23 protein-coding genes are annotated in these 25,215 nt (G+C 65.2%); 14 read left to right on the forward strand and 9 right to left on the reverse strand.

The features are described from left to right. The first annotated feature begins 104 nt into the window (after positions 1–104). The 8 genes from P73_RS19860 to P73_RS19895 all read left to right on the forward strand — a co-directional run bounded on the left by P73_RS19860 (position 105) and on the right by P73_RS19895 (position 7,029). The gene (locus P73_RS19860) at positions 105–596 is read left to right on the forward strand and encodes a TRAP transporter small permease (RefSeq protein ID WP_043870935.1); all 492 of its coding nucleotides are present in this window, start codon (positions 105–107) and stop codon (positions 594–596) included. After that, on the forward strand, positions 593–1,876 hold the full coding sequence (locus P73_RS19865) for a TRAP transporter large permease (RefSeq protein WP_043870936.1): 1,284 nt from the start codon (positions 593–595) through the stop codon (positions 1,874–1,876). Before P73_RS19860 ends, P73_RS19865 begins: the two co-directional genes overlap by 4 nt. Before the next feature lie 14 nt (positions 1,877–1,890). Further along, the gene (locus P73_RS19870; protein ID WP_052453438.1) at positions 1,891–2,733 is read left to right on the forward strand and encodes a dihydroorotate dehydrogenase electron transfer subunit; all 843 of its coding nucleotides are present in this window, start codon (positions 1,891–1,893) and stop codon (positions 2,731–2,733) included. Then, positions 2,733–3,671 carry a dihydroorotate dehydrogenase gene (locus tag P73_RS19875; protein WP_043870937.1) on the forward strand — a complete coding sequence of 313 codons (939 nt, stop codon included), beginning with the start codon at positions 2,733–2,735 and terminating at the stop codon, positions 3,669–3,671. Before P73_RS19870 ends, P73_RS19875 begins: the two co-directional genes overlap by 1 nt. Next, the gene (locus P73_RS19880) at positions 3,668–4,933 is read left to right on the forward strand and encodes a Zn-dependent hydrolase (protein WP_043870938.1); all 1,266 of its coding nucleotides are present in this window, start codon (positions 3,668–3,670) and stop codon (positions 4,931–4,933) included. Before P73_RS19875 ends, P73_RS19880 begins: the two co-directional genes overlap by 4 nt. Next, on the forward strand, positions 4,930–5,640 hold the full coding sequence (locus P73_RS19885; protein WP_202966919.1) for an orotate phosphoribosyltransferase: 711 nt from the start codon (positions 4,930–4,932) through the stop codon (positions 5,638–5,640). The genes P73_RS19880 and P73_RS19885 overlap by 4 nt, the downstream gene beginning before the upstream one ends. A gap of 18 nt (positions 5,641–5,658) precedes the next feature. Beyond that, complete coding sequence (locus P73_RS19890; protein WP_043870940.1) at positions 5,659–5,976, forward strand: hypothetical protein; 318 nt, start codon at positions 5,659–5,661, stop codon at positions 5,974–5,976. A 150-nt stretch (positions 5,977–6,126) separates the two neighbouring features. Further along, complete coding sequence (locus P73_RS19895) at positions 6,127–7,029, forward strand: MurR/RpiR family transcriptional regulator (RefSeq protein ID WP_043870941.1); 903 nt, start codon at positions 6,127–6,129, stop codon at positions 7,027–7,029. Here P73_RS19895 and P73_RS19900 read toward each other — a convergent pair. The 7 genes from P73_RS19900 to P73_RS19930 are packed head-to-tail and all read right to left on the reverse strand — an operon-like array spanning position 7,026 to position 14,275. Further along, positions 7,026–7,739, reverse strand: coding sequence for an aspartate/glutamate racemase family protein (locus tag P73_RS19900; RefSeq protein ID WP_043870942.1), 714 nt, complete (start codon positions 7,737–7,739; stop codon positions 7,026–7,028). The two genes, P73_RS19895 and P73_RS19900, sit on opposite strands and share 4 nt — an antisense overlap. A gap of 3 nt (positions 7,740–7,742) precedes the next feature. Beyond that, positions 7,743–8,642 (reverse strand): ABC transporter substrate-binding protein, encoded by a 900-nt coding sequence (locus tag P73_RS19905; RefSeq protein ID WP_043870943.1) that lies wholly within the window; start codon positions 8,640–8,642, stop codon positions 7,743–7,745. A gap of 8 nt (positions 8,643–8,650) precedes the next feature. Then, positions 8,651–9,799: an ABC transporter ATP-binding protein gene (locus tag P73_RS19910; RefSeq protein WP_043870944.1), complete on the reverse strand. Its 1,149-nt coding sequence runs from the start codon at positions 9,797–9,799 to the stop codon at positions 8,651–8,653. Between the two features lie 4 nt (positions 9,800–9,803). Further along, complete coding sequence (locus tag P73_RS19915) at positions 9,804–10,634, reverse strand: carbohydrate ABC transporter permease (RefSeq protein WP_043870945.1); 831 nt, start codon at positions 10,632–10,634, stop codon at positions 9,804–9,806. After that, positions 10,631–11,545 (reverse strand): carbohydrate ABC transporter permease, encoded by a 915-nt coding sequence (locus tag P73_RS19920; protein WP_052453439.1) that lies wholly within the window; start codon positions 11,543–11,545, stop codon positions 10,631–10,633. The genes P73_RS19915 and P73_RS19920 overlap by 4 nt, the downstream gene beginning before the upstream one ends. Before the next feature lie 40 nt (positions 11,546–11,585). After that, a complete protein-coding gene (locus P73_RS19925) occupies positions 11,586–12,824 on the reverse strand; it encodes an ABC transporter substrate-binding protein (protein WP_043870946.1) in 1,239 nt (412 codons plus the stop codon). A 35-nt stretch (positions 12,825–12,859) separates the two neighbouring features. Beyond that, the gene (locus P73_RS19930) at positions 12,860–14,275 is read right to left on the reverse strand and encodes a M24 family metallopeptidase (RefSeq protein ID WP_043870947.1); all 1,416 of its coding nucleotides are present in this window, start codon (positions 14,273–14,275) and stop codon (positions 12,860–12,862) included. Between the two features lie 619 nt (positions 14,276–14,894). Here P73_RS19930 and P73_RS19935 point away from each other — a divergent pair. Both P73_RS19935 and glyA read left to right on the forward strand, forming a co-directional pair. Then, entirely contained in the window at positions 14,895–17,615 is a 2,721-nt protein-coding gene (locus tag P73_RS19935; protein WP_043870948.1) for a phosphoenolpyruvate carboxylase, read from the forward strand. 13 nt (positions 17,616–17,628) lie between these two features. Beyond that, positions 17,629–18,927 (forward strand): serine hydroxymethyltransferase, encoded by a 1,299-nt coding sequence (gene glyA / locus P73_RS19940; protein WP_052453440.1) that lies wholly within the window; start codon positions 17,629–17,631, stop codon positions 18,925–18,927. A 32-nt stretch (positions 18,928–18,959) separates the two neighbouring features. Here glyA and folD read toward each other — a convergent pair whose 3' ends face one another. Both folD and purU read right to left on the reverse strand, forming a co-directional pair. Next, positions 18,960–19,850, reverse strand: coding sequence for a bifunctional methylenetetrahydrofolate dehydrogenase/methenyltetrahydrofolate cyclohydrolase FolD (gene folD / locus P73_RS19945; protein WP_043870949.1), 891 nt, complete (start codon positions 19,848–19,850; stop codon positions 18,960–18,962). Positions 19,851–19,882: 32 nt separating this feature from the next. After that, entirely contained in the window at positions 19,883–20,731 is an 849-nt protein-coding gene (purU, locus tag P73_RS19950) for a formyltetrahydrofolate deformylase (RefSeq protein WP_043871989.1), read from the reverse strand. A 367-nt stretch (positions 20,732–21,098) separates the two neighbouring features. On the opposite strand from purU, the gene P73_RS19955 reads away from it, so the two are divergent. From P73_RS19955 to P73_RS19970, 4 genes are all read left to right on the forward strand, one after another. Then, the gene (locus P73_RS19955; protein ID WP_052453441.1) at positions 21,099–21,731 is read left to right on the forward strand and encodes a LuxR C-terminal-related transcriptional regulator; all 633 of its coding nucleotides are present in this window, start codon (positions 21,099–21,101) and stop codon (positions 21,729–21,731) included. 133 nt (positions 21,732–21,864) lie between these two features. Continuing rightward, entirely contained in the window at positions 21,865–23,055 is a 1,191-nt protein-coding gene (locus tag P73_RS19960; RefSeq protein ID WP_043870950.1) for an aminotransferase class V-fold PLP-dependent enzyme, read from the forward strand. A 21-nt stretch (positions 23,056–23,076) separates the two neighbouring features. Further along, positions 23,077–24,027: an HpcH/HpaI aldolase/citrate lyase family protein gene (locus P73_RS19965; protein ID WP_043870951.1), complete on the forward strand. Its 951-nt coding sequence runs from the start codon at positions 23,077–23,079 to the stop codon at positions 24,025–24,027. Between the two features lie 3 nt (positions 24,028–24,030). After that, positions 24,031–25,209: a malate--CoA ligase subunit beta gene (locus tag P73_RS19970; protein ID WP_043870952.1), complete on the forward strand. Its 1,179-nt coding sequence runs from the start codon at positions 24,031–24,033 to the stop codon at positions 25,207–25,209. Positions 25,210–25,215: the final 6 nt, after the last annotated feature.

Raw genomic sequence — 25,215 nt, forward strand, 5'->3', positions numbered from 1 at the left:
TGACTCCCTGTTCAGGTTCGGCATTCTTTTTTTCCGGCGTGCCTGCCGAAACATCTCCCGGCCAGCGAAATCTCCTGTAACGGCGATCCCAGAAAGCCCCTCTCATGCGTCTTCTCAATGCACTCCGAACTGTGGAACGCACCGTCCTGATCGGTCTCTTCCTGCTCATGGTGTTTCTCTATACCAGCTCCGTCGTCACCCGCGAAATCGGCGGCAGTTTTGCCAGTCGTTTTGCCTGGATCGAGGAAGCCGTGCGGATGATGAACCTGTTTCTGGTGTTTCTCGCCCTCGGGCTCGCCCTGGAGCGCGGCAAACATGTGGGGATCACCAGCATGCGCGATCGACTGCCCGCTCCCATGCTCGCCCTGCTGCTGAAAGTCATCGACCTCGTGGGGCTTTGCATGAGCCTCTATGTGGCGTGGCTGGCGCTCGATCTGGTGCAGTTCGTCCTCAGGTCAGGCCAGAGGTCTCCCACCCTCGGCGTTCCGATGGGCTATATCTATCTCGCCCCGGTGCTGGGCTTCCTGCTTTTGGCGTTGCGCTACGGGCTAAGCCTCCTGGGCCTCATTGACCGGTATCAGGAGGCCTCGGCATGATCCTCGCTCTCATCCTCCTTCTCGCCATCGTGCTCCTGGTCGCGGGCTTCGAAATGCTGCTCGTTCTCGGCGTTCCGGCCCTCGTCTACAAGGAAGCCTTTTATGCCCGCCTGCCGGACGCCGCCGTGGTGCAGAAGATCGTGGGCGGCATTGACCACTCGACGCTCCTGGCCATCCCGTTCTTCATCTTTGCGGCAAATCTCATGGGCTCGGGACAGATCGCACGCCAGCTGATCGGTGTCGTCAAGGCGCTTGTCGGCCACACGAGGGGCGGCATGGGCCATGTGGTCGTCGGCGGCAGCATGGCCTTCGGCGCCGTCTCCGGTTCGGCCCCCGCGACCGTGGCCGCAATGGGCCGCATGGTCTATCCGGAACTGCGCAAGGCGGGATACTCCGACCGTTTCAGCCTCGGGCTCCTGGTTTCCTCTGCGGAAACCGCGTTGCTGATCCCGCCCTCGATCACGCTGATCGTCTATGGCTGGATCACCGGCACTTCGATCTCGAGGCTTTTCGCCGGCGGCCTGGCCGTCGGTCTCGTGCTCGGCCTCGCCTTTGCCGTCTATGTCCGCATTCAGGCGGCCCGCGACGGCGTCACCCACGATCCGCGCGCCCCGTGGGCCGATCGCCTGCGCGCGATCTGGCATGCCAAATGGGCCCTCGGCATGCCCGTGATCATTCTGGGCGGCATCTATTCCGGCATCATCACCCCGACCGAAGCCGCCGCCGTCAGTGTGGTCTATGCCATCCTCGTCGAAATGTTCGTCTTTCGCGCGCTGGATCTGAAAGGCCTTGCGAAGATCACCGAAGACAGTGCCGTGAACACCTCGATCATTTTCGTTCTGCTGGCCATGGGCGGGCTGATCTCCTTCTTCGTCACGCTGGCGCAGGTGCCCAACGAGATCATCGCCTTTCTGGAGGCCACCGGCGCGGGCAAGATCACGTTCCTGATCGCGGTGAATCTCCTGTTCTTCGTGGCAGGCATGTTCATCGATCCGAACTCGACGCTTCTGGTGCTGGTCCCGCCGCTCTATCCGGTCGCACTGAGCTTCGGCATCGACCCGGTCCATTTCGGGATGCTGGTGACGCTCAACGTCAGCCTTGGCATGATCACGCCGCCCTTTGGCCTCGACATCTTTGTCGCCTCCTCGACCCTGAACAAACCGGTTGCGGATATCATCCGGGGTGTCTGGCCCTTCGTGCTCGTGAACCTCATCGTGCTCCTGCTCATCACCTACATCCCGCAAATCTCCCTCTTCATTCCGAAGCTGATCTACGGCTGATCGAAGGCAGATCCATGACTCATCATCCGACCATCATCCCCGTCCCTGTGCCGCAGGGGCTTTCCCCCCGGTGTTCCGAAGCCACCTGTGCCGTGGTCTCGAACACCCCCGTGAACGGCGAATATCGCCTACTCGTCCTCGACGCGCCGGAGACCGTTCTCGACTGCCATCCGGGCCAGTTCTTTCAGCTTCTCTGTCCCGCTCCCAAGGGAGAGCACCCTTTCCTGCGCCGTCCCATGAGCATCTATGGCTATGACAAACGGGCGGGGCGTCTGGAGTTCCTCTACAAGGTCGCCGGCGCCGGTACACGCGGGCTTGCCACGCTCGCGCCCGGCGATCCCCTCAACGTGCTCGGCCCTCTGGGGCAGGGCTTCTCCATGCCGGACGACTGGCAGCATATCATGCTGGTCGCCCGTGGCGTGGGCCTTGCCACGTTGGCCCCGCTGGCCCGCATGGCATACGAAAGGGGCCGCAAGCTGACGGCGATCTGCTCCGCCCGCCGCGCCGAACTCGCCATGTCCGTCGACCTGTTCGAGAGCTACGGCGCGGAGGTGATCGTCGTCCATGACGAAGACGGCAGCTCCACCCCCGAAGCCCTGCGCCCGCTGATCGAGGACCGCATTGCGAAACGCCGGGTCGATGCCTTCTATACCTGCGGCTCCTCACGCCTGCTGCGCCTGCTGCAAGAGCTCGGTGCGGCCCACGGCATCCCCGGCGAGATCGCCATGGAACAGCAAATGGCCTGCGGCCTCGGCATGTGTCAGGCCTGCGTGCGCAGCTTCCGTGTCGGAGAGCGGATCATCCAGCGCCGCGTTTGCCGCGAGGGGCCGGTTTTCCCCATTTCGGAGGCGATCTGATGAAAGACCTGCATCCTGTCGACCTGAGCGTCCGCCTTGGCGCGCTCACGCTGCAAAACCCGATCATGCCCGCCTCCGGCACGTTTTCCGAAGATCTCGCCGATGTCTTCGATCTCGATGTCCTGGGCGCGCATGTGCTCAAGACCATCATGCACGGCACCCGCGCCGGCAATCCCACGCCGCGTGTCTGTGACATGCAATCGGGGATGATCAACGCCATTGGTATTCCCTCGAAGGGCATCACCTATTTTCGCGAGGAAATGCTGCCCTATTGGTCCGCCTATCGCGCGCCGCTCGTGGTGTCGATTTCCGCGCATTCGTTCGACGAGTTCGCCCGGCTTTGCGGCGAGGTCAGCCTGCCGGGCGTCGCAGCGATCGAGGCCAATATCTCCTGTCCGAATATCGAGGCGGACGGAAACGCCTTTGCCATGCGCCCCGACACGACACATGAGGTCGTCACCCGCCTGCGCGCGGAAACCGATCTGCCCCTTTGGGCCAAGCTCACGCCCAACACGGGCGAACCGATCGGGGTCGCCCTCGCAGCCGAAGCCGCCGGAGCGGACGCGCTTGTGGTCGCCAACACCATGCTCGGCATGTCCATCGACATCGGGACACGCCGTCCGCGCCTCGGCAATGTCATGGGGGGCATGTCGGGTCCGGCAATCAAACCCATCGCGCTGCGCATGACCTATCAATGCGCCAGGGCCACCGGCATTCCCGTCATCGGCTGCGGCGGCATCTCGACACTGGAGGACGTGCTCGAATTCCTGATCGCGGGCGCGCGGGCGGTTCAGATCGGCACCGCCACCTTCCAGTCCCCCACCGTCATGGCCCGGCTGATCGGCGACCTTCGCGACTGGATGACGGCGCAGGGCATCACCTCCCTCGACGAGGTCATCGGTTCCATCGAGGCACCCGAGGCAGGGGCATTCGAATGAAACACCACCGCACAGATGGCGTGGCGGATCTGGCCGCCAAGATGTTCGACGACATTCGCCTCTTGTCCAGCGACAAGGCGGGCGTCAGCCGTCCCGCATTCTCGGACAAGGAAAGCGAGACGCTGGATTATCTCGCCACCCGCGCCCGCGCCGAAGGGCTTCACGTCTACGAGGATGCAGGGAAAAACCTCTGGTTTTCCCTGCCTGAACATATCGACGCCGAAAAATTCACCGTGATCGGCAGCCATGTGGACAGCGTGCCCATGGGCGGAAACTATGACGGGCTTGCGGGCGTCATCGCCGGGCTGATGGTCCTCATCGAGGCACGCCAGGGCCGGCGGAGGCCAGGAAGGGCGGTCAAGGTGCTGGCGATGCGCGGCGAGGAAAGCGCGTGGTTCGGGGCCTGCTATATCGGCTCCAAGATGCTCACCGGCAGCTTGCCCGAAGGCGAGTTCGGCGCCGCGCACAAAGGCGACGGGCGGCCCCTGAGTGCGCATCTGGAGGCGCTCGGCGTCGACACCGCCCCGGTCCGGGCCCGGCAGCCGATCTGCGACCTGAGCCGGATCGACGCCTATCTCGAGCTGCATATCGAACAGGGTCCGCTCCTGGTCGAGCGTGACATTCCCGCCGCCGTGGTGACGGGCATTCGCGGCAATTTCCGCTATCGCGACATCCATTGCATCGGACAGGCAGGTCATTCCGGCGCCGTGCCCCGCGCCTATCGGCATGACCCGGTTCTGGCCTTTGCCGAACTGATGCACAGGCTGGACGACACATGGCAGCATCTTCTGAACACCGGGGAAGACCTCGTCCTGACCTCCGGTGTCGTGGGGACCGATCCGAGCCGTCATGCGATTGCACGTATCCCCGACGAGATCGCCTTTTCGCTCGACATCCGCTCGCAGGATGCCGAAACGCTCGACCAGATGCGCGCCTATCTCAAGACTGAAATGGCCGACATCGCCCGCACCCGTGGCGTGGAATTCGAACGCGGCTCCGAGGTGGCGGTCGCCCCCGCGCTGATGGATCCGGATCTGGTCGAGGGGCTGAAGAAAGCCATGGAGCGTGTCACGGGCACGGTCTTTGCGATGGCCTCGGGGGGCGGCCATGATGCAGCGGTCTTTGCACAGGCAGGGGTGCCCGCCGGCATGGTCTTCGTGCGCAACCGCAACGGCTCGCACAACCCGGACGAGGCCATGGAAATCGCCGATTTCATGGTGGGCGTGGACATCCTTTCCACCTATATGGAGGCCGCATCATGAAGGAGCCTCACACCATGCCATTGAGCGCCGACACCCGCGCCGATTTCGCGCACCGCACAGCGCTTGCGCTGCTCGATATTCACGCGGTGGAGGTGGCCGGGGCACGCCCTTTCATTCTCTCCTCCGGTGTGGCGAGCCCGGTCTATATCAATGTGCGCAAGGTGATTTCCTTTCCTGCCCTGCGCGAGAAACTCACGGGGTTCGCCACGGAGGTGATCGACGCCGAAATCGGCCGCGACCGGATCGACGCCATCGCCGGGGCGGAAACCGCGGGCATTCCCTTCGCCGCATGGATCGCCGCCGAGACCGGCCTGCCGATGCAATATGTGCGCAAACGTGCGCAGGGTTTCGGCCCCGAGGCCCATATCGAAGGCGTCTGGCAACCCGGACAGCGCGTTCTTCTGGTCGAGGACCTGACGACCGACGGCGCCTCGAAACTGCGGTTCTGCGAAGCCCTGCGCGCCGCGGGGCTCGTGGTCAGCGATGTCTTCATGGTGTTCCAGTATGACATCTTCCCCGAGACCAGCGCCGCCATGGAGCGTTCCGATATACGCCTGCATGCGCTGGCCACATGGAAGGACATCCTCCACGTCGCGCAGGTCCACGATCGCTTCACACCCGAGGAGCGCGCCACCATTGCCGCGTTTCTCAGGGATCCTCTGGCCTGGTCGGCCGCCCATGGCGGCGCGAGGGGCCTCGACTTCTAACTCCAAGGAGACAGTTTCATGTTCACCTTCCTTCTCGATCTGGCCACCGAAAAAGGCCGCAGCATCCATGCCTATGCCGCGGCTGCCAAAGCCGCATATGCGCAGGCGCTCAAAGAGCCCGACCACGCCGCGGCCTTCTATTACCTCGCGACGAGCGCGGAGAATTTCGTCGACCGGCATGAACGCCAACCGCTGTCGAGCGAGGAGTTCGAACAGACGTTCATGGCCTTTCAAGCAGACATTCACGCCCTGGAAAAAACGGCCGAAGCCCCGGAAGGGACGCGCCTGTCCGTGCTCAACGAAATCGTGGCGTCCCGGATCGAGCGCACGGGCTGATACCTTTCGCCCCTCTTGCAAGTCCACATCGGTCCGGCCAGCCCCGGTTCCGTCCCGACACTTGAAAGCGCCGTTCGTCCCGTCATAAGAAGATGGCGGTGCAAAAAGCGGTATATCATACGGTGGGCAGGAAGGGTAAGGTGACTCCGCATGGAACCGACCGATCCACCTTTCCGACCACCGGACGATGCGCGCTCGCTCGAAGCGCGGATCCACGATGCCTACCCGGACCTGTCAACGGCAGAGCGGCGGATGGCCGACATCCTGCTGTTGCACCAAATGGACCTGCCGCTCTATACCGCAGCCGAACTCGCGCGGGAGGCCGGTGTCTCCACGGCAACGGCAGCCCGGTTGTTCCGGGAACTCGGCTATGAGTCCTATCCCGAAGCCAAGCGGCGGATCCGGGAGGAAAACCACTGGGGATCGCCACAGGCGGGGCTGGTGGATTCGCGTCAGTCGATCAGCGGTTCCGGAACACCTGCGGTGGCCCCTCTGCTACAGGCCACACTCAACAATATCCGTAGCACGATGGAGAGCCTGCCAACGGATGAGCTCGACCGCTGGCGCGACACGATCTGCGAGGCACGGACGCTCTGGATCATCGGGCTGCGCAACGGCTACGGCATCGCGCATGTTGCAGGGCATTATTTCAGCCTGGTCAAAAGCGGCGTGCGGGTGCTGCCCGGCACGGGGACTTCGCTCGCCGCCGACCTCTCCTCGGTCGGAGCAGGAGACGCGGTCCTGGTGGTGGCGTTCCGCCGCCGGCCGCGGATGCTGGCGGGGATGCTGCGGGAGTTGGAAAGGGCCGGTGCCTCCACGATGCTTCTGACGGATGTCAGCGCCCTGGAAAGTGCGCGGGCCGCGCAAAGGGTGATCCGCTGCCGCTGCCGCGTGCCCTCCCCGTTCAATTCCTTCGCAGCCGCGCTTCCGATTATCGACTATCTCGCCTGGGCGGTCGCATATCAGCTCGGTGAGGACAGCGCAGAGAGATTCCGCCGGATTGACCGGATGGTGACACTGTTCGACGATGTCTCAACCCCGGTGCGTAGCTAGAACGCGTCGAGCAGCGCGACGCGGGCGGGACGTGCCCATCCGCCGATCTTCGAGGGTCTGTGCCCTGCGCCCACCAGTGTCTCCGCGAGGCGCACGGCGGCATCCACCCCGTCGATCACCGGCAGGCCGAGATCTTCCGTCAGGCTGGCGGCGAAGTCGGCCATGCCGGCACAGCCGAGAACCGCCGCCTCGGCGCCCCGGTCACGCGCGGCAAGGATCATCGCGGCCAGCTTTTCGCGCGCGCCGCTTTCCGGGCGGTGCAACTCCAGCACGGGAATATCGCTCGCGAGGATCTGCGGACAACGGTCGGCGAAACCATATCGGCGAACATTCTGGCGCAGCGTCGGCACCGAGCGTGACAGGGTCGTGACGATGCAGAACTGCTGCGAGACGAGGCTCGCAAGATGCATCGCCGCCTCCCCCACGCCAAGAACCGGCCGCTCCGACAGCGCACGGGCGGCATCGAGGCCGGTATCGTCGAAACAGGCAATGACATGGGCGTCCGCGCCCTCGGCCTCGGCCCCCCTGATCGCCTGGAGCAGGCCCGGCAGGCAGAGCGCCCCGTCGAACGGTCCCTCGATCGCCTCGGGACCGCGCGTGGCCTGGCGTGCGAGGATCGTCGTGCCTGGCGCGGCGGCGCGCGCCGCTGCCACGCCGATGGCCTCGGTCATGGCCTCGGTGGTGTTGGGGTTGATGACGGCGATCCGCATGGCTCAGGCCCATGCCGCGGTGGGAACCGGGTCGATAAGCGTGTCATAGGGCAAGGGCTCTGCAACGAGATGGCCGGCCGCGATGCCGCCCTGCCAGCGCGCATATCCCAAAGGTTCGATCCGCGGCGTCGTCCACATTTCCTGCGCGACATATGTGCGCACCGCACCGACGAGGAGATCCGCGGGAAATGCGGGAAAGGTCGTGTCGAGGAAATCAACGTAATCCTCGGGATCCGTCTCGCAGATCCACCCCATCGCCCGACCGAGCGCGCGGCAGAAGCGGGTCTGCTGTGCCTGTCGTTCCGGCGTGCTTTCGCCGCGGGCGTAATACACGCTCCACGGGATCGGCCCCCCGCTGATCGGAAACGGTTGCACGATATGGCAGCCGCCCTGTCGCTCAAGGCGAAGCGCCGTGGGGTAGTCAACCATCAGGTAGTCTCCCATGCCGCCGAGGAACAGCTCGGACAGCATCACGCCGTCGAGATCCTGAATGAAGCCGACGCCGGCCGGGTCGATGCCGTTCTCACGCAGCACCAGCTTGAAATACAGCCCGACGCTTGCGCCGTTGGAGCCCTTCATCGCGACCACCTTGCCGGGCATCGCGGCCCAGTCGAAGGCCTCGGCCGCCTCCCGGCCGACGAGCGCCAGCGGCGCGCGGGCGGAGACCTGCGCGAAGGGCGTGAACCGGTCGGCACGACCGAGATACATCGAAGGCACCCAGATGCCGCCGAGCGCGGCCTCGGCGCGGCCGTCGCGCAGGTCGTCGAGCACGAGATCCCAGGGCCTCGGCACGGTCGCGCTGACGGCGAGGTTCTCCTCCTCGAAATATCCGAGATGATTGGCCACATATTCGGGCAGGTAGTTCAGGCTGTGGCCAGTGGCGGTGACGTGAAATCTTTCCATGGGTCTTCTCAGTTGGGGGCGATCGCGTCGCCAGTGTCGGGATCGAACCAGCGGGCCCGGTCGGGGGCATAGGCGAGGGCGAGGGTATCGCCTCGGGCGATGCCGGGGTTGCCCTGCACCCGCACGAAGAACAGGTCGCCCTCGCCCAGCGATTGAACATCGTCCGGACCGAGGCGGCAGCCGATGACGGTCTCGGGGCCCAGCTTTTCCACAAGAACGACCTCGCCATGCAAACGTGCCGCGGGATCGGTCGCCTCGACCGGACGCAGGTCCTCCGGGCGCATACCCAGAATGACCCGCCCCTGTGGCGCCGCACCGTCATGGTTCCAGCTCTGGCCTCCTGGCAAGGAGAGCCGCGCACCCTCCGCCGCAACCGGCAGCAGGTTCATCGGCGGCGCGCCGACGAAGCGGGCGACAAAGGTGTTGGCGGGGCGCTCGTAGATGTCGTCGGGGGTGCCGATCTGCTGGATCCTGCCCTTGTCCATGACGATGATCTTGGTCGCCATCGTCATGGCCTCGATCTGGTCGTGGGTGACATAGATGAAGGTCTTGCCGACGCGCTGGTGCAGGGCGGAAATTTCCGAGCGCATCTGCGCCCGCAGCTTCGCATCGAGATTCGAGAGTGGCTCGTCGAGCAGATAGAGCTGCGGGTCGCGCACCAGTGCGCGGGCGAGCGCGACGCGCTGGCGCTGGCCGCCCGAAAGATTGGCCGGGCGACGGTCCAGATAGGCGGTCAACTCGAGTTGCCGGGCCATGCGCTCGGTCTTCTCGGCAATGTCCGGGCGGCGCATCAGGTGCCGGCGCATCATGCCGTTGACGAGCGGCAGATGGTGCCACCCGCGGAAATTGTCCATCACCAGCGGGAAGGCGATATTGGCGCGCACCGACATATGCGGATAGAGCGCGTAGGACTGGAACACGAAGGCGATGCCGCGCTCGCCCGGCGTCCAGTCGTTGACGGGCGTGCCGTCGAAGGCGACGGTTCCCCGGCTGACCTCGCTCAGCCCGGCGATCATCCGAAGCAGCGTGGACTTGCCGCAGCCCGAGGGACCGAGCAGGACGAGGAATTCCCCGTCCTCGACCGTGGCGTTGAAATCGGTGATCACCTGGGTCGTGCCGTAGTGCTTGGCGATGTTTGAGAGAGTGATTTTCGGCATGACTTTAGCCCTTGACTGCGCCCGAGGAGATCCCGGCGACGATCTTGCGCTGGATCAGGAGGAAGAAGATGATGGCCGGCACGCTGAACAACAGCGCCGTGCCCATGACGGCGGTCATGGGGGTTTCGTACTGGCCGATGAAGGAAGCAAGACCGACGCTTGCGGGCCAGAGCTCCTTGTCCATCAGGAAGGTGGCCGCGAAAAGATATTCGTTCCAGCCGGAAAAGAACGACATCACCGCCGCAGCCGCGAGGGACGGCGCGATGATCGGCAACAGGATCATCGTCAGCACGCTCATCCGCGGGCAGTTGTCGACGGCGGCCGCCTCCTCGATCTCGTAGGGGATGACGTCGATCGCCCCCTTGACGATGAAGGTTGCGACGGGAAGCGAGAAGGCGGCATTGGCGAGCACAAGCCCCCACAGGCTGTTCAGCAGGCCAAGCGTGATAAAGATCGCGTAGAGCGGCACCACGATCAGCGCCTCGGGGACCACCTGTGTCATGAACAGCAAGAAACCGATGAGCCCCTTGCCATGGAAGCGGAAGCGGCTGAGCGCATAGCCTGCCAGCGCCCCGAGGAGCAGGCTGAGCACAGTGGTGCCGACGGCGACGACGAGGGTGTTGGCCATCCAGCTCAGAACCGGCACATCCGCCATGTCGCGCAGGAGCTGCGGCAGATTGCCGGGCTGGGGCCAGGGCACCTGCCCCGTGCTGTAAAGCTCGGAATTGGCGGAGAGCGCGGTCGAGGCCATCCAGTAGATCGGAAAACCGCCGAACACGAGCAGCACCACGACGAGCGCGATCCATCCGGCGCGGGAGAAAATGCGGGAGATCATTGGGCGGCTCCTTTCGCTCGGCGGCGCGAAAACGTGGCATGGACCGCTGCCACCGCCAGCGCGAGGATCAGCCCGATCACGCCATAGGCGCTTGCGAGGCCGAGGTCGTAATTCTCGAAGGCGATCTGGCGCAGCCGCACGATCAGGGTACTTGTGCTGCCCACGGGGCCGCCGCCGGTCATCAGGTAAATGATGTCGAAGCGCCGGATCGACCAGACAGTGACAAGCAGGGAGACGAGCTGGAGCATCGGCATGACATGCGGCAGCGTGACATGGCGAAACACGTTGAGCCGGTCCGCGCCATCCACGCGGGCCGCCTCCTGCACCTCTTCGGGCACGGATTGCAGCGCCGCCAGCATCACCAGCATGACGAAGGGAGCGACCTGCCAGATCGTCACCACAAGCACCGAAGGCAAGGCGAGATCCGTCGAGGTCAACCAGGACATCCGGTCGAGGCCAAGGCCGGTCACGATCCGGTTGAGGACGCCCGACCGCTCGTTGAAGATCCAGAGCCAGATCAGCGCGGAGGCGACATTGGGCACCGCCCAGCCGAACAGCAGGACGGCGCGGACAACGGAGCGTCCCGGAAAGGGCCGATTCAGCGCGAGCGCCGATATCATTCCGAGCGCGACCCCCACGATCACCACGACACCCGAGTAGATGACGGTAATCCCGAGCGAGGAATAGAAATCGCCGCTGGCGAACAATCGCTCGTAGTTGTCCATACCGACAAAGGTGCTGTTGTTCGGATTGGTCAGCCGGGTGCGCGTCAGACTGAGCCAGATCTGTCGGCCAAGAGGCCAGAACATGAAGATTCCGAGATAGACCACCGGCAGGGCCATGAAGGCATAGGGAAGGAAGCCACGGCCGAGGCGGCGGAAGGCCAGATGATCTCGAGGGTGGCGGGTCATGCCATTCTCCTGCCGGTGGTTGAGAGCGTTGACGCTGGGCTCAGAACAGGCCATCGACCTGCTGTTGCGCCTCGGCCAACGCGTCGGAGGGGCTGACGCCGGCGAGGATCACCTTCTCCAGCGCTTCCATGACGGGGCGCATGATCTGCGGCGTCTCGACCTCGTAACCGGGGATCAGGGTGGAACGCGAGGTCTTCGCAAGTTCGTCGAACGTCGGCGCCCAAGGGTTGGCTGCGACAAAATCGGGATCGACAGGGACGTCGGTCGCCAGCGCATCCGGGCCCGAAGCCGCGCGCAGGCTGTCCTGGCCTTCGGGTGACATCAGCCAGGACAGAAAGGCGATCGCCTCATCCTTGTGTTCGGAATGGTCGCTCACGCTGACGAAGAGCTGCTGGTGTGCGCCGGGCTGCGGGAATGGCAGCCGCGCGGCCATCAGGTCGGCCGACGGCAGCGGGCCGCCCGAGCCGATGTTGAGCGTGCCGCCCGAATTGTCGAGGCTGAAACCGACCTGCTCCTGCTTGAAGCGGTTCCTCTGGGTTGGCATGTCGTCGCCGACCGGGATCACGTCGGCGTCATAAAGCTTCTTGAATGCCGCCATCGCGTCCTGCGCCTCAGGCGTGTCGATGGTCAGATTGCCCTCGTCATCCACCCAGTTCACGCCATAGCCATACGCCCAGTTCTGGAAGTCCATGAACCAGCCGGAAAAGTCGCTGATCTGGTGGCGGGCGGTGAAACCGATCGCTCCGGGTTTGGTCTGGACCTGCTGTGCCGAGGCGATCAGCCCATCGAGGTCGGTCGGCACTTCGGCACCGACCTCCTCGAGAAGTGCCTTGTTGTAGATCAGCGCATAGACCGCGCGCTGCCACGGCACACCCAGCGTCACGCCGTCGATCACCCCGTTCTCGGCCGTGCCGTTGAGGTCGACGCCCTCCGTCGCGGCACCGATGTCGACGAGGAAACCGGCGTCGGCCAGCGAATAGAACACCCCCTCCTGCGCGATGACGATGTCGGGGCCCTGGCGCGCCCCCATCTCGGTGATGATCCGGTCGGCGAACTGGGCCGAGGGGATCGCTTCCTGTTCGAGCACGACGTCGGGCTGCGTTGCCTCATAGGCCTTGACCGCGGCCCAGAGGTTCTCGCCCCGCAGCGCGTCGAGCCACTGGGAATTGGCGATCACCAGCGTAACCGGCTCCTGCGCGGAGAGCGACATCGGCGTGACGGCCGCGGAGAGAAGAAACGCCGCCGCGAAAAGTCGTCTGCGACTGATTTTGTTGTCCATGATGGGCTCCTGTTGGATTTCGTTGGCAGTTCGGATCAGACCGCGACGCGATACGGCGCCAGCGGCGTGTGATGGCTGAGGTTCTCTGCCCCGGTTTCCGTCACGAGATAGCAATCGCCGACATTGCAGCCGGCAACCTCGGGTTCCAGCCATTGGGCATGGAGCACGAAGGTCATGCCTTCTTCCAGCCTGTCGTGGTTGTTCGACTGGATGTTGTAGGGGATGAATTTCTGGATGCCGACGGAATGGCCCACATTGGGATTGTGCGGGCCTTTCGTGGCGGGCCAGACATGCATCATCTTGCGGCCCTGCCGCTCCCAGTCCTCGTCATGAACATGGCGCCGTGGCACAAGGCGGGGGCTGCCGTCCTCGTTGGCGCTCCAGTTGTAGGGCATGGTGCGACTGTCGGCGGAGGCGAGGTAGCCGCGCCGGATATAGGGTTCGAACGAGGCATCGGCGAGTTCCGAGACCAGCGCACCGGGGCGGATCCGCGCGGCGGCGGCCTCGACGCCCTCGACGCACATCGCAAGCACCTCCTCCTGCGTGTCGGTGATCTCGCCGACCGCGATCATCCGGGTGATCTGCGAGGAATAGCCCCGGCAGGAAACGCCGGAAATATAGAGGTTGATGATGTCGCCGCGACGCACGACATGGCCGTAAGGCTTGCCGCAGGCGGTGCCAAAGCGGTTGATGCCGATCTGGTAGCCGTCCCCCCATTCGCCGCCGCGCGCCATCTGGGCGAAGGTGAAGGCGGCGTAGATCTCGTGATCGGTCACTCCTGGCCGGGTGACGTGATAGGCGGCCTGCATGCCGATGCTGGCGAGTTGGGTCGCGGCACGGATCAGGCCCTGCTCGGCCTTGCTGCGGCGGCGCTGCATCCGCTCGATGATGCCGCTGTCCTCGACGAAGCGACTGCGTGGCAGGAGCGCCTTCAGTCCCGCCCAGTACGGGGCCGAGGTGCCGTCCCCGAAAAGGCCGACCTGCGAGGCGGCAAAGCCTTCGCGCTCGAGGAACCCGGCGACCGCCTCGGCAACCCGGTCGGCGGTGCGGCCGGGCCGATTGTATGTCTCGCGCCCCCAAGTCCCGACCTGCCAGATATCCTCGACGAGCACCGGCTCGCCCTCCGGCGGCAGCAGCACCGAACTCGAGAAGATCGAGAACATCGTCAGCGGCTTGTCGTCGTCTGTCGGGATCACCAGCACGCCCTCGCGCGTCCAGTCGCAGATGTAACGCAGGTACATGTTCGAGGTGCGATAGGAACCGATGCTGTCGGCATGGACGAGGGTGACGTCATGGCCTGCGACAGTGGCCGCACGGCGAATGCGGCGCAGGCGGTCGGCAAATTCGGATTCTGGCAACGGGTCGGGCAGCGTGAAGTCGAAGTCGGGCCGGAAGCCATCGAGCAGCTTCTCCAGGCGGGTATTCTCGGGGATCTTGCGGGACGCGGTCATGGTATCGGCCTTAATTTCTGATGGGCCAAAGGAGCGTTCCGGAAATAAAAATTTCAACAAGAAGCAGGGGACAGGCACCGGGAGCAGGGGCATGCCGAACAAAATTTGTGCAGTATTTTCGGGCACGCGTTTGAAACACTTCGCGGGGTATGGCGGATTTTTTTAGTCATGGCCGGAACGGAGCACGCGACGGACGGCGGCATTTTCCGAGTTCGGCTGTCGATGCGACGCGGCTTCTGAAATTTTTATTTCAACAGGCCGCTCTTTCATCAGCCTGTTTTATTGGCGATCGGAGAATGAACGTTCGGTTCGACTTCGAATCGATGGGGGGCGCGTTCAGAAGGCTGTCTCAGGACAGCTAGATCACATTGAGTTCAGTTCCGGGTCTGAGCCGGAGCACAGATTATCGAAGCCACCCCGAGGGCCCCGTGTCCTGCACAACGCTGCATCATCCGCCGACGCCGTGCCCGAGCACGCAGGTTGGAAGCAGCGATCACGTTCTCGAACCGAGCCGCAACTGCGCCTTGTCCGAACGGGTAAGCGGAATCTCCCCGTTCGGCGGCGAGATTTTATGCGAACGGATTTGGTCAGCCGGCGTGAAATTCGCTGTGATGGCACCATGACCCGCTCGCTTGAAAACCTCAGGCCCCCTGGCCCGCTGCTGTCGGAGTTCGAAGCCGGCACCCCTCCCGCGACCGGAGCCGAAGCCGTTCTGCGCGCGTGTTTCCTCGATGTTGCCGGCCGACAAGTCGCCGGGCTTGCCGCGCTGATCTCCGGCGAGACGCCCGTCGCCGCCGTACCGCGCCACACGCGGTTCGCCGCCCTTCAGGCGGTGGGTGCCTGGCATCAGCTTAGGGCCATCGCCCAGGAATTCGAGGCGATGCGCCATCGCCGCGAGGTCGAGCGTCTTTCCGGCGCGGCAGCCATTCCGGGCAGCTTTGCGCAGGTTCTGACCGAGGCCTCGCGCGGCGGATACAGCCCGGCAAAGATCGGGAAAGCCGTCGGGAGCCTGAGGATCGCACCGACCATGACGGCACATCCGACCGAGACCAAGCGCGTGACCGTTCTGGAAATTCACCGCCGGATCTACCGCCGCCTGACCGATCTGCTGACACGTCACTGGGCGTCCTCGGAGGAAGCCGGCTACCGGGACGCGCTCGCCGCCGAGGTGGAACTGCTCTGGCTGACCGGAGAGCTACGGCTGGAAAAACCCTCCGTCGCACAGGAGGTCGCGTGGGGGCTGCATTTCTTCGATCAGGTGCTCTTCGCCGCCCTGCCAACGCTGCACGACACGTTGCAGGCTGCCCTGCCGGAGGGTACAGGGGATGCCCTGCCCGATCGCTTCCTGCGCTTCGCCTCGTGGATCGGCGGTGACCGGGACGGCAACCACCATGTGACGGCGGAGGTGACACGGCAGGCGCTGGAAAGCTGCCGGCGGGCGGCGCTCGCCTCCTATCGTCCGCTCCTGGCCGAACTCGGGCGCGACCTGTCGGTCGGTGAAAGCGTCGCTGCGCTGCCCGACTGGTTCGGCCCGCGGCTGGCTGCACAGATCGAAGCCTGCGGCGCCGATGCCGACAGGCTCCGCGACCGCAATCCCGGCGAACCCTTCCGCCAATATGCCAACGCGCTGCTGTACCGGCTCGAAGCCACGATGGGCCAAAACGGCGCCGTGCCCTTCTCGGATCCCCGGCATCTGGCCGAGTTGCTGGGCGAGCTTTGCGCGGCGCTGGAGGCAGCGGGCGGCGCGCGCATCGCCCGCCGCAAGGTCGTGCCGCTGCTGCGCCGCGTGCGGGCCTTCGGGTTCCACGCCGTCGCGCTTGACATCCGCCAGAACGTCACGGTCATCAACCGCGCGGTGGCCGAACTGCTCGGCACCACGCCGAAGGATCCTCGCTGGAGCGAACGCCTCGGGTGCGCGTTCCGGGAGGCGGTTCCCGACCTCTCCGTCCGGGACGGGCTGTCGGAAGAAACGCGCGAGACGATCACACTCTTCCGGCTGATCGCCGAGGTACGGCAGCGCGACCGCGAGGCGCTGTCGACCTTCGTGCTGTCGATGACCACCTCCGCCGAGGACATCCTTGCCGCCTATCTCATGGCGCATTGGTGCAGCGCAGCACCGGGCGCGGCAACCGATGCCGTGCCGCCGATCCAGATCGTGCCGCTGTTCGAGACCATCGACGACCTGCGCGCCGCACCGGGCATTCTTGAAAAACTGCTGTCGCAGCGCCTCGTCCTGCGCGCCGTGCGTGACAACGGCGGCTGCCAGGAGATCATGCTCGGCTATTCCGACAGCAACAAGGACGGCGGGTTTCTCACCTCCAACTGGGAATTGTCGCGGGCCCAGACGGCGCTGCACAGGGTGGCGGCACGGCATCGCGTGCGGCTGCGCTTCTTCCACGGTCGCGGCGGTTCGGTCAGCCGGGGCGGCGCACCGGCGAGTCGGGCCATCGCCGCGCAGCCGGCCGGGACGGTCGACGGCCAGTTGCGGGTGACCGAACAGGGCGAGATCGTGTCGGCAAAGTTCGCCAACCGGGGCACCGCGCTCGGCAATCTGGAATATCTGGCTGCGGCGGTCCTGTCGCACACGCTCGGCCTGCCGGCCCGGACACGGGACGCCGCGCCGCCGGTCGAGCAGGACGAGGCCTTTGAAGCCCTGTCGGGGGTGAGTCACGTGGCCTATCTCAACCTCGTCCGGATGCCGGGGTTCGCCGATTATTTCCACGAGGCGAGCCCGGTGGACGAACTGGGCCTGCTCAAGATCGGTTCGCGACCGGCGCGGCGTTTTGCCGGGGGCAAACGCGACCTCGACGCACTGAGGGCGATCCCGTGGGTCTTCGCCTGGAGCCAGAACCGCCACATGCTGACCGGCTGGTACGGCATCGGCTCGGCCATGCGGGCCTTCACCGACGTGCGCGGCGCCGAGGGCTGGTCCGTCCTGCACATGATGTTCGAACGCTCGCCGCTGTTCCGGCTTGTCGTGGACGAGGCGGAAAAGCTGCTGTTGCAGTCCGACATGGTGATCGCGGGGGAGTACGCCGGGCTGGTGCCCGACGCGGCGCTGCGCAACGCCGTACTGGGCAAGGTCCAGGCCGAACATGACCTGGCCTGCCACATGATCCTGAAGCTGACGGGCGAGGCCGCGCCCTGCTGCCGCTTTCCGCTCTTCCGGGACCGCATCGAGGGATCGCGCGCACAGATGGCGGGGCTGCACCGCATGCAGGTTGAACTGCTGCGCGACGTGCGCGCCGCCGGCGGGCACGAGGCCGCGCCGAAACAGGATGTCGACGCGCTGCTGATGACCATACACGTCATATCCACCGGTCTGGGTTGGACCGGCTGAAAGGGAGGACCAGATGCATATCTCCAATACAGGACAAACGCCGCAGCGCGCCTTCTTTTCCGAAAGCCTCGCGACGCGCGACCCCGAGCTTTTTGCCATCACCGGGCGCGAACTCGGACGCCAGCGCGACGAGGTCGAGCTGATCGCCTCGGAAAACATCGTCAGCCGGGCGGTGATGGAGGCGCAGGGCACCGTGCTGACCAACAAATATGCCGAGGGCTATCCCGGCCGGCGCTACTATGGCGGCTGTCAGGTGGTTGACGAGGCGGAGACGCTGGCGCTGGAGCGGGCGAAGGCGCTGTTCGGTTGCGCCTGGGCCAATGTGCAGCCCAATTCCGGCAGCCAGGCGAACCAGGCCGCGTTCATGGCGCTGATGAAACCGGGCGACACCTTTCTGGGGCTGAACCTCGCCGCGGGCGGCCATCTGACGCATGGCGCGCGGGTCAACCAGTCGGGAAGGTGGTTCAACGCCGTCGCCTACGACGTGCGGCAGGACGATCACCGCATCGACATGGAGGCGCTCGCGAAGCTGGCCCGCGACCACCGTCCGGCGCTGATCGTCGCGGGAGGATCGGCCTATGCCCGCCACATCGATTTCGCCGCGTTCCGCGAGATCGCGGACTCGGTGGGCGCGAAGCTCATGGTCGACATGGCGCATTTCGCCGGCCTCGTGGCGGGCGGCGTGCATCCGAGCCCCCTGTCCCACGCCCATGTGGTCACCTCGACCACCCACAAGACGCTGCGCGGCCCGCGCGGCGGGCTGATCCTCTGCAACGACCCGGATCTGGGCAGGAAGCTCGATGCGGCCGTCTTTCCGGGGCTCCAGGGCGGGCCGCTCATGCATGTGATCGCCGCTAAGGCGGTGGCTTTCGGGGAGGCGCTGACGCCAGAGTTCCGCGACTATGCCGCGCAGGTCGTGGCCAATGCTGCGATCCTGTCGCAGGTGCTGGCCAGCGGCGGGATCGACATCGTCTCCGGCGGGACCGACACGCATCTGATGCTGACCGACTTACGCGGCAAGGGACTGACCGGCAAGGCCGTCGAACAATCGCTCGGCCGCGCGCATATCACCTGCAACAAGAACGGCATTCCCTTCGACCCGCAGCCGCCCGCGGTCACCTCCGGCGTGCGCCTCGGAACCCCGGCCGTGACCACGCGCGGCTTTGCGGAGACGGAAATCCGCGAGATTGGCGCGCTGATCCTCGACGTCGTCGACGGGCTCGCCGCCTTGGGCGAGGAAGGCAACGGCGCCGTGGAGGCGCGGGTGCGCAGGACGGTACTCGACCTGCTCGCGGCATTCCCGATCTACTGAGGGCGCCGGCGCGTATTTCCCCGGCCGCCGTTTCAGGCGTTCCCCAGATCCGGAGCCGGAAGGCCGTGAATGCGGCAACAGGCCGTCAGCGTGTTGGACAGCAGGCAGGCAATGGTCATGGGACCGACCCCGCCCGGCACAGGAGTGATCGCACCCGCCACGTCCGCCGCGCCGTCGTAGTCGACATCCCCCACCAGCCGGGTCTTGCCGCCTGCCGCGATGCGGTTGATGCCCACGTCGATCACGGTGGCACCCGGCCTGATCCAGTCGCCGGGGATCATCCGCGGACGCCCGACGGCAGCCACGACGATATCGGCGCTACGGACCACCGCCCGCAGATCCCGCGTCCGACTGTGGGCGATGGTCACCGTGCAGTCGTCGGCCAGCAGCAGTTGCGCCATTGGCTTGCCGACGATGTTGGAGCGGCCCACGACCACCGCGCGCTTGCCCGCCAGCACGCCAAGCTCGGCCCGCAGCATCATGAGGCAGCCGAGCGGCGTACAGGGCACCATCGCCTCCTGGCCTGTCGACAGCCGTCCCGCGTTCACCACATGGAACCCGTCCACGTCCTTTTCGGGGGAAATGGCGTCGAGCACGTGCGCCGGGTCGATCTGTGGCGGCAGGGGCAATTGTACGAGAATGCCGTGAACGCGGACATCGGCGTTGAGCCGTCCAATCAGCGCCAGCAGGTCCGCCTCCGACGTGGTATCGGGGAGCCGGTGCTCGAAGCTCTCCATCCCCACCTCGACGGTCTGGCGACCCTTGGCGCGCACATAGACCTGGCTGGCGGGATCATCGCCCACCAGCACCACGGCGAGACCTGGGGTCACACCGGCCCCGGACCTGATCCGATCCACCTCCGCGGCGACCCGCCGGCGAAGTTGCGCGGCAAAGGCCTTGCCGTCGATGATCCTCGCACTCATGGCCTCTCTTCCCTCACTGGTCCCGCAGCGCATCATTTGGCGAAGACCACGGTCTTGCTGCCGTTCATCAACACGCGGCGCTGGACATGCAGGTCCACCGCCCGCGCCAGCACCCGGCGCTCGATGTCCCGACCCTTGCGGACGAGGTCGTCGGGCGTATCGGCATGGGTGACGTGTTCCACGTCCTGCGCGATGATCGGCCCTTCGTCGAGATCCTCGGTCACGTAATGCGCTGTCGCGCCGATCATCTTCACGCCACGCACGTGCGCCTGATGGTAGGGCTTGGCTCCCTTGAAGCCGGGCAGGAAGGAATGGTGGATGTTGATGCAGCGCCCCGAGAGCCATGCCGAGAGATCATCCGACAGGATCTGCATGTAGCGCGCGAGCACAATGAGCTCTGCGCCCGTCTCCTCCACCAGCGCCTTGATCCGCGCCTCCTGCTGCGGCTTGGTCCCCGCCGTGACCGGCAGGTGGTGATAGGGGATGTCGTCGTTCATCGGCAGGCCCAGCGCCTCACGGGGATGGTTGGAGCCGATGGCGACGATCTCGGCAGGCAATTCGCCAATGCGTTGCCGATAGAGAAGATCGGCGAGGCAGTGGTCGAATTTTGAAACCAGGATGAGCACCCTCGGCCGGTGGGCCGCATCTGTCACGCTCCAGTCGAGGCCGAGTCGGTCGCCGAGCTCCGCCATGCCCTCGCGCACGGGACCGCCGTCGCCGGGCACGCGGTAGGAGATGCGCGCGAAGAAATTGCCGGTCAGCGGATCGTCGAACTGCCGCGCCTCGGTGATATCGCCGCCGGCCTCGGCCAGCACGCCCGAGACGGCATGGACGATTCCGGGGCGATTGACGCATTTGAGCGTGAGAATCTGGTCGGTCATCTGATACTTGTGCCCTTTTCCTTCCGGCTCCCACCACCGGCGGGCCCGGACAGGCCCGCCGCCGCTTTCGGCCCGGTGCGCGCGCCGGATCGCCGGGTCACGCGCAGTCTCCTCCTGAACGCCGGTATCCCAGCGCGCCATCAGAATAGACAGCTCTGTCTTTATTGTTGGAGAAACAGGGAAAGTATAGCCACCCAAACGGGTAGTTCTTCATTACCAATTCCACGATTAAGGCCATTGTTCCGGTTGAAACGCGGTATTCCAGCCGTCTGCGCCCATCAGACCAGAAGAGTTATGAATAGACAGATTGGTCTGTTTTAGTCATGCTTGCAGCGGACCGGCCGGACGCGCCGGAGGGAGGATATGAATGGACGAGGCGATCAGGGGCGAAACTGCCCCTTACAAGGTGTTTCTGGTCGAACCTAACCCGCTGGTCGTATCTGCGTTGGAGGTGCTCTTCGCCAGGGATCCGAGGTTCAGTTTGGCGGGAACGACGGAGAACGGTCGCGCCTTCCTCGACGGAGAGGGCATCGCGGGCGATCTGACGGTGCTGGCCTGGCAACTGGCGGACATGAGCGCGACCGAAGTGCTGAAAGAAATTCGCCGCCGTGAACAGGACACGAGAGTGGTGATCTTCTCCAACAAACGCGATCTCGGAACGATCCGTCAAGCGGTGCGGCTCGGCGCCTATGGCTATTGCTATCAGTTCGACGATCCGTCGGTGCTGTTCGATACGCTGCACGCGGTGGCCAACGGGCGGATCTGCGTGCCCTTCATCGATGTCTCGACGATCAACGACAATCCTCTGTCCCAGCTAACGGTGCGGGAACGGGAGTTGCTGTCGGTGCTGGCGCGCGGCTGGACCAATCAGCAGATCGCCAATCGCACGGGCATCTCCGAGAACACGGTGAAATACCACCTCAAGAACCTCTACGAAAAGCTCGGGGTCAGGAACCGCGCGATGGCGGTGGCGATCTATTCCCGCGAATCCGAGGCATAGGCAGCGCCCGAACGGGTAGTGCGTCTTCGCCCCACGGGGCCGCAGATCCTGTCCGGGCGAGTGTTTGCCGGGCGGGGCGGGAACGCCATGCTGGTACAAGCGGAAATCGCATCAGTCCGAGGGAGGACCAGCCATGGCAGGCTACAATCACCTTTTCATTCCGGGACCGACCAATGTGCCCGAACGCGTGCGGATGGCCATGAACGTGCCGATGCAGGACATGCGCGCACCCGATTTCGGAGATTTGACGATCCCGCTCTTCGAGAAGGTCAAGCAGGTCTTCCGCAACGAGACCGGCCGGGTCTTTCTCTATCCGTCCTCAGGCACCGGGGCATGGGAGGCGGCCATCCAGAACACGCTCAGCCCCGGCGACAAGGTATTGATGAGCCGCTTTGGACAGTTCTCGCATCTCTGGGTCGACATGGCGCGGCGGCTCGGCCTCGACGTCGACGTGATCGACCGCCCCTGGGGCGAAGGCGTGCCGGTAGAAGCCTACGCCGAGCGGCTGCGTGCCGACAGGGCACGGGAATATGCCGCTGTCTTCGTCACCCACAACGAGACGGCAACCGGCGTCACCTCGGACGTGGGCGCAGTGCGCAAGGCGTTGGACGAGACCGACCACCCCGCGCTGCTGATGGTCGACGGCGTCTCCTCGGTGGGTTCGATCCCCTTCGATCAGGAAGGGTGGCGCGTGGATTGCTGCGTTTCGGGATCGCAAAAGGGCTTCATGCTGCCTGCGGGGCTCGGGATCCTGTCAATCTCGAAATGGGCGCTCGATGCGCACAAGCGGGCCGGCTTTCCGCGGACCTTCTTTTCCTTCGAGGACATGATGGCCCATAACGATAACGGCTATTTCCCCTATACCCCGGCCACCCAGCTCCTGCGCGGGCTCGACGTATCCTGCGACATACTGCTGGAGGAAGGGCTCGAAACGGTCTGGGCCCGGCATCACCGGCTCGCCTCGGGCGTGCGCGCCGCGATCGACGCCTGGGGCCTGAAGCTCTGCGCGGCAGAGGAGAAATGGCAGTCCGACACGGTGAGCGCCGTCGTGGTGCCGGAGGAGGTGGACGCGCGCGACGTGATCGCGCGGGCCTATACCGCCTACGACACCTCGCTCGGCACGGGGCTGTCCAAAGTGATGGGCAAGGTCTTCCGCATCGGCCATCTGGGCTGGCTTAACGAAGGCATGGTGAACACCGCGCTGGCGGTCGCCGAAATGGCGATGATCGACAGCGGCATCGCCATCGAGCCGGGCTCGGGCGTCGGGGCCGCGATTGACCATTTCACCAGGACGCCAGCCGGCAAGATCGCCGAGGCGGCCTGACCGAGGAGCGGGAGCAGAGACATGAGCCATACCATCCACACCTTGCGCAGGCTACGCGTCCAGCGCAGCACGCTTGCAGTGCCGGGGTCCAATCCCGGCATGATCGAAAAGGCCGCCCAAAGTGCCGCGGACGTGATCTTTCTCGACCTCGAGGACGCGGTGGCCCCGCCAGACAAGGAGCAGGCCCGCCGCAATGTCATCGGGGCGCTGAACGATATTGACTGGAAGGCCAAGGGTAAGACCATTTCAGTGCGCATCAATGGTCTGGACACCCATTACATGTATCGCGACGTGGTGGACGTGATGGAACAGGCGGGTGACAGGCTCGACATGTTTCTGATCCCCAAGGTCGGCGTGCCTGCGGATGTCTATATGGTCGAGGCCCTGTGCAACCAGATCGAGATGGCCAGGGGCTATTCCCACCAGGTCGGACTCGAGGCGCTGATCGAGACGCCGCTCGGCATGGGGAATGTCGAAGCCATCGCCGCCGCCCCCTCGCGGCTGGAGGCGCTGCATTTCGGCGTTGCCGACTATGCCGCCTTCACCAAGGCGCGCACCGTCAACATCGGCGGGCTGAACGAAAACTATCCCGGCGACCAGTGGCACGCCGCCCTGTCGCGCATGACGGTCGCCTGCCGCGCCTACGGGCTGCGGCCCATCGACGGGCCCTTCGGGGACTTCTCGGATCCCGGAGGTTTCCGCGCCGCCTGCAAACGCGGCGCGGCACTGGGGATCGAAGGCAAATGGGCCATCCATCCCGACCAGATCGCGCTGGCGAACGAGGAATTCTCTGCGCCCGCCTCAGAGGTCGAGCGCGCGCGGCGCATCATCGTGGCGCTGAAGGAGGCCGAAGCGCAGGGGCGCGGCGCAGCCTCGCTCGACGGCAAGATGATCGACGCCGCCTCCGAACGGATGGCGCGCAACGTCCTCGCCGTGGACGCGGCCATCAAGGGCACTATGGAGGAGGCATAAGCCATGGACATCCACGAATACCAGGCCAAGGAACTGCTGGCGTCGCACGGCATCAGACTGCCCCGCGGCGGGCTCGCCTACAGCCCCGAACAGGCAGCCTACCGCGCCTCCGAGATTGGTGGCAACGGGTGGGTGGTCAAGGCGCAGATCCATTCCGGCGCACGCGGCAAGGCGGGCGGGGTCATCCTTTGCAATGACGAGAAGGATGTGGAGGCCGCCGCCGACAAGCTGCTCGGCCGCCGCCTCGCGACGCAGCAGACCGACCCTGCCGGAAAGCTCATCAGCCGGATCTATATCGAGGAGACAGTGCCGATCGGCCGCGAGCTGTATCTCGGCTTCGTGCTCGATCGCTCGGCCGAACGGATCATGATCGTCGCCTCCTCCTCCGGCGGGATGGAGATCGAGGAGATCGCGGAACGCGTGCCCGACAGCATCGTGCGCGCCATCGTCGACCCCGGCCTCGGGATGCAGGACTTCCAGGCGCGTGAAATCGCCTTCGGCCTCGGACTCGATGGCGCGCTGATCGGCAAGGCCGTCGAGACCCTGATCGGCTGCTACCGGGTGTTCCGCGACTTCGATGCGTCGATGCTGGAGATTAACCCGCTGGTCGTCTCCCATGACGAGTTGATCGCGCTCGACTGCAAGATGAGCTTCGACGAAAACGCCCTGTTCCGCCGGGCCGAGATCAGCGAATTGCGCGACAAAAGCCAGGAGGATCCGCGCGAGACCTTCGCCTCCGACCGGGGACTGAGCTATGTCGGGCTCGACGGAAACATCGGCTGCATCATCAACGGCGCCGGCCTCGCCATGGCGACGCTCGACATGATCAAGATCGCCGGCGGCGAGCCCGCAAATTTCCTCGACATCGGCGGCGGGGCCAGCCCCGAGCGTGTGGCAAAGAGCTTTCGCGCGGTACTGGCCGACGAGAAGGTGCAGGTGATCCTCGTGAATATCTTCGCCGGCATCAACCGCTGCGACTGGGTGGCCGAGGGCGTGGTGAAGGCACTCGAGGAGGTGGGCGTCGAGATCCCGCTGATCGTGCGTCTCTCGGGCACGAAGGTCGAGGAAGGCAAGGCGATCCTTCGGGAAAAGGCGCCTCGGGTGGTGGTGGCCGACACGCTGGCGGAAGCTGCGGAGGCGGCCGTCAGAGCGTGGAAGACCACCGCCGCGAACGCGGCATGAAAGGAG

Source organism: Celeribacter indicus (genome assembly GCF_000819565.1).
In the GTDB taxonomy this organism is placed as follows: domain Bacteria; phylum Pseudomonadota; class Alphaproteobacteria; order Rhodobacterales; family Rhodobacteraceae; genus Celeribacter; species Celeribacter indicus.